At 65.0% G+C, this 9,333-nt stretch carries 9 protein-coding genes and 2 pseudogenes; 5 read left to right on the top strand and 6 right to left on the bottom strand.

Annotation, left to right across the window (positions count from 1 at the left end):
- Window positions 1–179: pseudogene (locus tag WA702_RS15310) on the top strand (GFA family protein); the annotation flags it as partial.
- Window positions 180–406: 227 nt separating this feature from the next.
- Entirely contained in the window at window positions 407–1,633 is a 1,227-nt protein-coding gene (locus WA702_RS15305) for a helix-turn-helix transcriptional regulator (protein ID WP_425111373.1), read from the top strand.
- Window positions 1,634–1,652: 19 nt separating this feature from the next.
- Here WA702_RS15305 and WA702_RS15300 read toward each other — a convergent pair whose 3' ends face one another.
- The 4 genes from WA702_RS15300 to WA702_RS15285 all read right to left on the bottom strand — a co-directional run bounded on the left by WA702_RS15300 (window position 1,653) and on the right by WA702_RS15285 (window position 5,463).
- The gene (locus tag WA702_RS15300) at window positions 1,653–3,596 is read right to left on the bottom strand and encodes a tetratricopeptide repeat protein (RefSeq protein WP_425111372.1); all 1,944 of its coding nucleotides are present in this window, start codon (window positions 3,594–3,596) and stop codon (window positions 1,653–1,655) included.
- 85 nt (window positions 3,597–3,681) lie between these two features.
- On the bottom strand, window positions 3,682–4,428 hold the full coding sequence (locus WA702_RS15295) for a di-trans,poly-cis-decaprenylcistransferase (RefSeq protein WP_425111371.1): 747 nt from the start codon (window positions 4,426–4,428) through the stop codon (window positions 3,682–3,684).
- Window positions 4,429–4,481: 53 nt separating this feature from the next.
- Window positions 4,482–4,859 (bottom strand): transcriptional regulator, encoded by a 378-nt coding sequence (locus WA702_RS15290; protein WP_425111370.1) that lies wholly within the window; start codon window positions 4,857–4,859, stop codon window positions 4,482–4,484.
- Window positions 4,846–5,463 (bottom strand): hypothetical protein, encoded by a 618-nt coding sequence (locus WA702_RS15285; protein ID WP_425111369.1) that lies wholly within the window; start codon window positions 5,461–5,463, stop codon window positions 4,846–4,848. The genes WA702_RS15290 and WA702_RS15285 overlap by 14 nt, the downstream gene beginning before the upstream one ends.
- Before the next feature lie 211 nt (window positions 5,464–5,674).
- On the opposite strand from WA702_RS15285, the gene WA702_RS15280 reads away from it, so the two are divergent.
- Window positions 5,675–6,925 (top strand): S1C family serine protease, encoded by a 1,251-nt coding sequence (locus WA702_RS15280; protein WP_425111368.1) that lies wholly within the window; start codon window positions 5,675–5,677, stop codon window positions 6,923–6,925.
- Between the two features lie 106 nt (window positions 6,926–7,031).
- Here the strand turns inward: WA702_RS15280 and WA702_RS15275 are convergent, their stop codons facing one another.
- Window positions 7,032–7,307 carry a DUF3551 domain-containing protein gene (locus WA702_RS15275; RefSeq protein WP_425111367.1) on the bottom strand — a complete coding sequence of 92 codons (276 nt, stop codon included), beginning with the start codon at window positions 7,305–7,307 and terminating at the stop codon, window positions 7,032–7,034.
- Between the two features lie 243 nt (window positions 7,308–7,550).
- Window positions 7,551–8,525: a Bug family tripartite tricarboxylate transporter substrate binding protein gene (locus WA702_RS15270; RefSeq protein WP_425111366.1), complete on the bottom strand. Its 975-nt coding sequence runs from the start codon at window positions 8,523–8,525 to the stop codon at window positions 7,551–7,553.
- A 106-nt stretch (window positions 8,526–8,631) separates the two neighbouring features.
- On the opposite strand from WA702_RS15270, the gene WA702_RS15265 reads away from it, so the two are divergent.
- Window positions 8,632–9,042 (top strand): VOC family protein, encoded by a 411-nt coding sequence (locus WA702_RS15265; protein ID WP_425111365.1) that lies wholly within the window; start codon window positions 8,632–8,634, stop codon window positions 9,040–9,042.
- A gap of 107 nt (window positions 9,043–9,149) precedes the next feature.
- A pseudogene (locus WA702_RS15260) lies at window positions 9,150–9,333 on the top strand (ATP-dependent acyl-CoA ligase); the annotation flags it as partial.

Raw genomic sequence — 9,333 nt, 5'->3', positions numbered from 1 at the left:
CCGCGCATCCGCCGCTCGGCCTGGTCGACGTGTTCGCCGCCACGCTTCCGGAGCTGACATTCGCGCCGGCCGTGCATGTGAACTACGCGGAGACGGTGCTGCCGATGCACGACGGGCTGCCCAAGCTGAAGGATTTTCCGCTCGAATTCGGCGGATCGGGCGAGATGGTCAACGAGTGAGCGGAGGTGCGAATCCAGATCGGCCAGGAAGCTCGTGCACAGGCGATCCGACCACCGACATCGTCATGCTCCATCTCCTGGCCGCGACCGATCGGCCGCACGGATCGCAATCATCCATCAGGCTGCGCTGTCGCGCTTGGACAGAACCGCCAATGGCCCGGCTTCAGGCGAAGCGGAGGTTGTATCGTCGCTCCGCACACGGCGCGTTGAACCGGAGGCCGCCGAAGATGACCAATGAGGGGGACTTACGTCCGGGCGGGCTCACCGGACGGTCATGTCGGCGCGGCACCTGCATCGCGCTCCTGCGGGATGAGGTGATGATGACGAGCGAGTCCTACGCGCAGGCGGTCGAAGCGATCTACGCCGGGTTCATGGAGGCCGATGGTATCGAGCCCTTGCTTGGCACCCTCAGCAATCTGATGAATGCCGGCGGTGCAACCTTCGAAGTGGTCGAAAAGTCGGCGCAAGGCCGCATCGCCTTTCGCAGCGTCGGGCTGCCTTCGACGGCCGAACCGGAATATCTCTCGCATTTCGCTCCACTCAGCCCGCGTCTGCCGATGGTGCTCAATCAGCGCGCCGGCAGCTTGAGCTGGGATTATCGGGTCCTCGACGAAAACGCGATGGCGCGCGATCCGTTCTATGCCGAATTCCTGACCCGTGTCGGATTGCGCTACTTCATGTCGGCGGTCATCGAGCAGACCCCCGAACGACTCACCGCCATCACCGTCCAGCGCACGCCGCGGCAAGGCCATGTCGGCGAACGGGAGATCGCGCTGATGCAACGTCTCGGTCCGCATCTCCAACGCGCCTACCGGACCAGGATGCGCCTGGACGCGGCTCCTCGCCGAGAGGGTCTGTTCGAGCACGCGCTCGACCTCCTCAGCGACGGCGTCGCGCTGCTGCGGCGAGACGGCGACATCGTCTATCTCAACGAGGCACTGCGGCTGCTGGCCGGCCGTCAGAAGGATTTCCGGATCAACCGTCACGCCATCGAGTTCGCCTCGCCCGAGCTGCGCAACCGGTTCGCGGCGGCATTGGCGGCCGTGGCACGGATCGACGATCCCTCCGGTTCATTGCTGCCGGCCGACTTCGCCGTGCCGCGCGAAAACGGCCTGCCGCCCTACACGATCTCGGTGCGGCCGCTGCGCGCCAGGAGTGATCGCACCGAACAGCACGACGCGGTGGCGATGCTGCTGGTGCATGATCCGCTGCAGCGGCACGTCTCGGCGGCGCGGATGCTGCAGGAGCTGCATGGCCTGACCAACGCCGAAGCGCATCTGGTGCAGGCGCTGGGCACCGGCCTGACCTCGGTCGCCTATGCAAAAAGCCGCGGTGTCAGCATCACGACCGTGTATACGCATTTGAAGCGAACGCGGGAGAAGACCGGCTGGCGCAGCGTCGCCGAGCTGACCCGCCGTTTTCACGAGCTCTCGGTGTCGCTGCGAGCGCATTAGGATTGCTGGCGATGCGGCCTCAGCGCGCGAACGCCGCCAGTTCTGCGCTCAGTGCGGCGCGGATGCGCGCGACGACGGGCGTGTAGTCGCAACTGTCGTCCTGGCGGAACAGCCGCACGCTCGGATACCACGGGCTGTCGTCGCGGCCGAGCAGCCAGCGATAGTCCGGCGTATACGGCAGCATGATCCAGGTCGGCTTGCCGAGCGCAGCGGCAAGATGCGCGACGCTGGTGTCGACCGTCAGCACCAAATCGAGGCAGGAGATCAAGGCGGCGGTGTCGACGAAGTCACCGAGATCGGCGGTGAGATCGAGGATGGCAGGATGCGCCGAGAAGGCCGCGCGATCGGACGGCCGCATATCCTTCTGCAGACTGACAAAGCGCGCATCGAGATCGAGGACCGGCGCCAGCCGCTCGAACGGCAGCGAGCGGTTGTGGTCGTTGAGGTGCGCCGGATTGCCCGACCATACCAGGCCGACGCGCAAGCCGTCGCGCGGCCCGAGCCGGTCCACCCAGCGTTGCAGGCGATCCTGAGCGGGCGCCGGGAGATAGGACGGCGCAGCCGGGATGGTTTCGAGCTGCGTGGCAAAGGCGAGCGGCAGGCTCGACAGCGGGCAATGAAAGTCCGCCGGCGGCAGCGGGTCTAGACCGCGCTTCAGGCAGGCCGCCACGCCGGCGATATCAGCGAGCAGCGGCTGCAGCACCGCATCGACCTCGAGCAGCACGCGCGCGCCCTGCTCCGCGACCATGGTGGCGTAGCGGCTGAAATGGATGGTGTCGCCGAGGCCTTCGTCGCTGTGCAGCAGGATGGTCTTGCCCGCAAGCGGCGCATCGGCCAGCCACAGCGGCGCATCGAAACTGCGCTCGACGAAACCGACCGCACGGCACTTGCGGCCCCATTCGCGGGCCGCCCAGCCGACGGCGAAATCGCCGACCAGGAGCCTGAACAGCGCGGCATTCCAATGCGCGTCCGCAAGGTCCGGCTTCAGCGCGATGGCGCGATCGAAGCTTGCGAACGCCTCGTCGAAGCGATGCAGCTCGGCCAGCGAGGTGCCGCGATGATTGTGGAATTCGGCGAACGCAGGCCGCAGCGCGATCGCCTTGTCGAACGCCGCGATCGCATCGTCATGGTGACCGAGATTTTGCAGGATGCAGCCGAGGCTGTTGGCGATATCCGGGTCGTGCGGCGCCAGCGCGTGCGCCCGCTCGCCGCTGGCAAAGGCCTCCTGATAGCGGCGCAGCCGGCGCAGCGAGATGCCCTTCAGACAAAGCACGCCGGCCTGGTCCGCTTGCTGTCGCAGCGAAAGATCGAAATGCCCGATCGCCTCGCTGTAGTGCTCCGCCTCGAAACGCAGCAGGCCGGCCGAGTTTGCGGCTTCGATATGCGCAGGCTGGAACTTCAGCACCTGTTCGTAAGCGAGCACGGCTTCGTCACGGCGATCCTGCGCTTTCAGCACCTCGCCGAGCTGGTACCAGAGACCGGCATTCTCCGGCGCAAGCTGCAGCGCGCGATCAAAGGCCTGCGCGGCTTCGGCGAAGCGGCCCTGCCGTCGCAACAGGCTGCCGAGCTGCAGCCAGCTCTCCAGCACGTCGGGCTTGATCTGCAGGGCGCGGTCATAGACCCTGATGGCTTCGTCGAACCGGTCGCACCGCTGCAAGGATTCGCCGAGGTCGGAGAAATAGTCCGCGACCGTCGGATCCTGGGTGATGGCACGGGCGAACCACTCGACCGCAAGTTGCTGGCGGCCCAGGGCCAGGCAGACCCGGCCCATCGCATGCAGTGCGTTGGCGTGGCCGGAATCGAGTGTCAGGGCCTGGCGGCAGGCCGCCTCGGCGTCGTCAGGCTGGCCCGCCTGGAGCAGGCGGAGCGCCGCTGTGCAAAGGGCCTCGGGTTTCTGATCACGTTGCGGGGGCGCCGCCTTTGCGGAAGACTTGCCGGGGGTTCGGCGCTGCTGGCGGCTCATCAGGGCTCTCGGAGGGAATCCTGCACGCAGCAGTAGATGATTCCCGAACACCCGGGAAGATTGCATCCGACACAATGCGGACCCGTTACAGACTCGGCGCGGGCTCCAGCGGCAGTGCTGCGAGGCCGCCGAAACGACGCTCCCGACGGTGAAAGGAGGCGAGCGCCGTCGCGAGGTCCTCGGCATCGAATTCGGGCCACATCCGCGGCGTGAAATGCAACTCGGCATAGGCGCCCTCCCAGAGCAGGAAGTCCGACAGCCGCTGCTCTCCCGAGGTGCGCACGATGAGGTCGACATCGCGCAGGCCCGCTTCGCCGGTTACCAGTGCCGAGAAGGCTTCGCGGTCGAGGCCAGGTACCTGCCGCGCTTTGATCGCCGCATTCAGGATCGCATCCCGGGCCGAATAATCGACCGCGATGCGCAGATGTAGCGTCGTGCCATCGGCGGTCGCGGCCTCGGCGCGTCCGATCGCGGTTGCGATGCCGTCCGGCAAGCGATCGCGGCGACCGATCACGGTGAGGCGGACGCCGTTGCGCACCAGGCTCTCGACCTCCCGGGCGAGATAGATGCGAAGCAGCGTCATCAGCCCCGCGACCTCGGCGCGCGGGCGGCGCCAATTGTCGGTCGAGAAGGCATAGAGCGTCAGCGTGCCGACGCCCTGGTCGGGCGCGGCTTCGACCACGCGGCGGATCGCCTCGACCCCGGCCTCGTGGCCGCGCAGCCGCGACAGGCCGCGCCGCGTCGCCCAGCGGCCATGGCCGTCCATGATGATGCCGACATGCAGACGGTCGTTCGATAAAGCCGTCGATCCAGGCTCAGAAACACTTTGCATCGCAAAGCTCCATGACGAGAAAAGGCAAAATGGGGAATTGGGCGAGGACGGATTCAGGTCTGCAGGATGCCGAGCCGGGACAGCGGCGTATCCTCCCTGCCGGCGGCCTTGGCGGCGTCGCGCACCAGCCCTTCGAGCACGGTGAGATAGTCGAGGAAGCGGCGGCGGCCGGTCTTGGTGAGGCGGCAGGTGGTGTGCGGACGGTTGCCCTCGTAGCCCTTGGTGACCTCGACGAGACCGGCCTCCTGCAGCACCTGCAGATGCCGGGAGAGATTGCCGTCGGTCAGGCCGCAGAGCTGCTTGAGATCGGCGAAGGCCAGCCCCTTCGGATGGCCCATCAGCGAGGTCAGAAGGCCGAGCCGCGCTTTCTCATGGATCACGCGGTCGAGGCCGTCATAGGAAAACGGCGCGCTGTTTTCAGTCTTCGGCATCGGCCTCTCCGGATGCGAAATAAAGGATCGCCGCCATCAGCCCCTGCCCGATCGCGAACGGCAGGCCCATGATCCAGGGCGATAGAAGGTGCGTGGTGCTGGCGAGCAGCAGCACGGCAAAGCCGGCCAGGAAATACCAGGCGCCGGCCAGCGCCACCGTTCGCGGCAGCGATCGCACCGAGGCGAAGACGCCGAGCGAGGTCAGGATCTGCCAAAGTCCGGGTAGCATCCACAGCGCTTCCGGAGCGAATTTCCACAGCAGCACCGCAAGTAGCACACCGGCGATGCCGGCGGGCAGAAACTGCTCCACCGCCTGGTGGATCATGGCGTCGGCAAGGCCCGAGTGATGCCGGCGCGAGCGCGCCCGCATCTCGGTCCCGATCATCGCCAATGAGACGAAGGCCGCGAGCGCCCAGCCGAGCAGAAGTGGCAAAGGTTGTGCGGTGGGATCTGCGAGAAAAATCTGCTGCAGCAAGGTGGTCGACAATGCGACGGCCGCCGTCGCAGCCATCGTCGCCGGCCCGTAACCCCGGAAAGCCGTTCCCGCAGCCAATTGGCTACGAATGGCAATGATGTCGGCGAGCGCCTTGTCGAGATCGCGCATCTCAAACCCTGGGCGAAAGGGTCGGAGGTGCCAACCCGATTCTAACTTTGTGATGCAAAGTATACCGGATCGCAAAGTGAAGGCAAGCGCGGCGGCACGCGGCCGATCAACACGCAAGCGGGATCGGCCGCAAAAAGATCCGCTACTTCCGGTTGCCTCAAACGGAACGAACAGGGTACGATGCCGACGGATTTGAGGTCAGGGGGCGTTCATGTTCAGAGCATTCGTAGCAGCCTGTTTGCTGCAGGCGGCAATCATCTCGTCCGCGTTGGCGGCGGGACCTTTTGGCAGCATCAAGGTCGGAGCCTGGAGCGGCGGGGGCTTCACCGACGATAGCACCGGCGCATTCTCGCATTGCTCCGCCAGCACGGGTTACGCCAGTGGCATGGGATTGATCATCGGCCAAAACGCCGGGAATTCCTGGCTGCTCGGCTTCGTTAATCCGGCGGCCCGCTACACCAAGGGCGAGAGCATCGCGATCGACATCGTCTTCGACGGGCAATCGGCGGCACGAATCTTCGCGAATGCCGTTTCTGCGGTCCTGATATCCGCGCCATTGCCGGCGAACGTCGCGCGCACGCTGCAGAGATCCAGCCTGATGGCGGCGACGACCACAAGCGGTACCTATCAATTCAACCTGACCTCGGTCGGACCGCTGATGTCGGTCATCGCCAACTGCGTTACCAGGATCAAGGCCCAGGGCATCAAGAGCGCAGGCGAATTCTCGCTCGCCAAGCCGGTCGCCGCGAAGTCGGAGGCGCCCGCCGGGGAAACATCCAAGGACACGCGAGCGAGCCGAGGCGCCAAGGGCGGCGGCTTCAGCGGCACCGGCTTCGTGATCAGTCCGAGCGGGCAAATCGTCACCAACAATCATGTGATCGCTGGCTGCGGCGAGATCCACGGCAACCTGACCGGGGAAGCGCCCGTCACCTTGCGCGTGGTGTCATCGGATCGGTTCAACGACATCGCCTTGCTGCAAGGCCCGGCGGCCTCATTCAAGGACTTCGTCAAGATCCGCGACCGCTCGATCCGCTCTGGCGATTCCGTGGTCGCGATCGGCTTTCCCTATCACGGTCTGCTCAGTTCGGACTTCACGGTGACGACCGGCATCGTCTCGTCGCTGAGCGGATTCCTCAACGACAGCCGCGTCCTGCAGATCACCGCCGCGGTGCAGCCCGGCAATTCCGGCGGGCCGCTGCTCGACACCTCCGGCCAGCTCGTCGGCATCGTCTCCAGCAAGCTGGATGCGATCAAGTTCGCCAGCGTCACCGGCAACATTCCCGAGAACATCAATTTTGCGATCAAGACCGGGGCGTTGCGCGACTTTCTCGACAATAGCGTCGTGTCATACCAGACCGACGAATCCAAAGCCGATCTCAAGACGCCCGAGATCGCCGGCAATGCCCGCGCCTATACGCTGCTGATCACGTGCTCCGCCGCCGAGCAGGCCGATAAGAAGTGAGGCGCCGCCGCTGACGCCCCGCGCGCCTGGTCGCCTCGCAAAAAAGCGCTGTCATCAATGACAGCGCTTATGATTTGTTGGACCTGCCCCCCGAGCTGCACGCAGCTCAGTAGTGGGACGGCCGCGGTCCCGTTTGATAGTACGGTCCATCGCGATAAGCTCGCTCAAAGGCGACGCGCGGATTGATGCCGCAGCCGACATTGCGCCCGGAGGCGCTGGCCTGGCATTGGGAATAGGTCTGGTAGGAGCAGTCGCCGGGATAGCCGACGCCCCGGCCCTGCACGCACCAGGGATAATCATAAGCGGCCGCAGGCGCCGTGCCGGCCACGCTCGCAAATCCGGCTCCGACCAGAGCCACTGCCGTCAAAATCATCTTGCGCATGATCTCCACTCCTCCGTGCGACGCCGCAATCGAGCACAGCTCCGTGTTCGAAAAGCGGCCTTGGCATTACCATCAGCTCTGTGTGGATCTGGCGCGCACCGGTTCACACGCAAATGGCTACAATCGACACAGTGGTGCGACCGGAAGAAGTTTTTGCGGTGAATGCGAAACGCCGATGAGTTCGCGCCGTAGTTTCGCATGCCGCCCTTGCACGCTTCGGCGCGTGAACTACGAGCAGGTCAACTACTCGACCTTGAGCCCGGCGAAGGCGACCACCTTTTGCCATTTGGCAGTCTCATCCGCGATCATCTTGCCGAACTCTTCCGGCGACTGGATCAGCGGTGCGCCGCCGAGGTCCACCAGGCGGTCCCTGATATTGGCGTCGGCCAGCGACGCGTTGATCGCCTTGTTGAGCTTCTCGACGATCTCCTTTGGAGTCGACTTCGGCGCCCCCATGCCGAACAATGCACTGGCCTCGTAGCCCGGCACCGTCTCGGCGATCGCCTGCACGTCGGGCAGTTGCGGCGAGCGTTCTGCGGTGGTGACGCCGAGCGCGCGCAGGGAGCCCGAGCGGATGTGCTGGATGATCGAGGGCATGTTGTCGAAGATCACCTGCACCTGGCCGCCGAGCATGTCCGTGATCGCGGGCGCAGCGCCGCGATACGGCACGTGCTGCATCTTGGTATCCGTCATCGCCATGAACATCTCGCCGGACAGATGCACCGAGGTGCCGTTGCCCGAAGACGCCATGTTCACCTTGCCGGGATTCGCCTTCAGATAAGCGATGAACTCGGCGACATTCTTGGCCGGCACGTCCTTGTTGACCGTCATCACGTTCGGCACGCGATTGAAGCTCGCCACCGGCACGATGTCGCGGACGAAATCGAACTTGAGATTGGCGTAAAGCGAGCTGTTGATGTAGTTCGCGGGATTGATCAGCAGCACGGTGTAGCCGTCGCCCGGCGCATTCACCACCGCCTCGGTGCCGATATTGTTGCCGGCGCCCGGCTTGTTCTCGATCACGAATTGCTGTCCCGTCGTCTCCGACAGCTTCTGTCCGACCAGTCGCGCCAGGATGTCGGTAGCGCCGCCCGGGGGATAGCCGACCACGAAACGCACCGGGCGGGTCGGATAATCCAGCGCAGCCGCGCGGCGAGCAGTAATGATGGCGGGCAATCCCAATGCGGCGAGGCCAAGCGCGCGGCGACGTGAAATCATGTGTTTCCCCGGAGATATGGTTGTTATCGAATTGCCTTCGTTTGACGTTTTAACAGACGCTGATGGCGGCGACCAGCATGACCGCCATGCGACAAAAGGGACACCCATGCCGGTCAAGGTTCACGCACTCGATCATCTCGTCATCAACGTCGCCGACGTCGCCCGCACCGTTGCGTGGTATCAGGCCGTCCTCGGCATGGAGACCGTGGTATTCGATCCCGGCCACGGCAAGGCGAAGCGCACCTCGCTGATGTTCGGCACCCAGAAGATCAATGTGCGGCCGACAGATGCGGACAAGGTCGAGTGGTTCACGGCCGATCATGAACGCGCCGGCAGCGACGATCTGTGCTTCCTGACCACGAGCACGCCGGACGAGGTGGTTGCGCATCTCAGGGACAATGGCATCGCCATCGCGGAAGGCCCCGTTGCCAAGCAGGGCGCGCGCGGCACCTTGCGCTCGGTCTATTGCCGTGATCCCGACGGTAGCCTGATCGAGATATCGTCCTACGAAGGCTAGCCGCGACGAGCGCGCATAGCGTTACGATTTGCTCATCGGCCGATACGATGGCACAACTCCTCCAAGCAAGATGAAGCGGCCTCGCAGAAGGCGGCACGGGAGGATCAATGCCGACATCGACTATCGCGCCGGGCACAGTCACGCCGTTCGATGGCATGGACGTTCCCTGGTTGCTGCGCATGCGAAGCGAGACGCGGCGCGACCATCCGTTCCTGATCTGGGCACCGTTCGACGCACCGGCGCGGCATTGGAGCTACGGCGAATTCCACGACCGGGTCGGCGCGCTCGCCG

Origin of the sequence: Bradyrhizobium sp., assembly GCF_049798375.1 — a bacterium.
GTDB lineage: Bacteria > Pseudomonadota > Alphaproteobacteria > Rhizobiales > Xanthobacteraceae > Bradyrhizobium.
Note: the sequence above shows the minus strand (reverse complement) of the source record. Positions and strands in the feature narration are given on the sequence as shown.

Excerpts from the sequence above, each read along its gene's own strand:
- WA702_RS15280 (WP_425111368.1), top strand. The coding sequence starts at position 5,675 with ATGTTCAGAGCATTCGTAGCAGCCTGTTTGCTGCAGGCGGCAATCATC.
- WA702_RS15265 (WP_425111365.1), top strand. The coding sequence starts at position 8,632 with ATGCCGGTCAAGGTTCACGCACTCGATCATCTCGTCATCAACGTCGCC.
- WA702_RS15295 (WP_425111371.1), bottom strand. The coding sequence starts at position 4,428 with ATGCAAAGTGTTTCTGAGCCTGGATCGACGGCTTTATCGAACGACCGT.
- WA702_RS15275 (WP_425111367.1), bottom strand. The coding sequence starts at position 7,307 with ATGCGCAAGATGATTTTGACGGCAGTGGCTCTGGTCGGAGCCGGATTT.
- WA702_RS15285 (WP_425111369.1), bottom strand. The coding sequence starts at position 5,463 with ATGCGCGATCTCGACAAGGCGCTCGCCGACATCATTGCCATTCGTAGC.
- WA702_RS15305 (WP_425111373.1), top strand. The coding sequence starts at position 407 with ATGACCAATGAGGGGGACTTACGTCCGGGCGGGCTCACCGGACGGTCA.
- WA702_RS15290 (WP_425111370.1), bottom strand. The coding sequence starts at position 4,859 with ATGCCGAAGACTGAAAACAGCGCGCCGTTTTCCTATGACGGCCTCGAC.
- WA702_RS15270 (WP_425111366.1), bottom strand. The coding sequence starts at position 8,525 with ATGATTTCACGTCGCCGCGCGCTTGGCCTCGCCGCATTGGGATTGCCC.
- WA702_RS15300 (WP_425111372.1), bottom strand. The coding sequence starts at position 3,596 with ATGAGCCGCCAGCAGCGCCGAACCCCCGGCAAGTCTTCCGCAAAGGCG.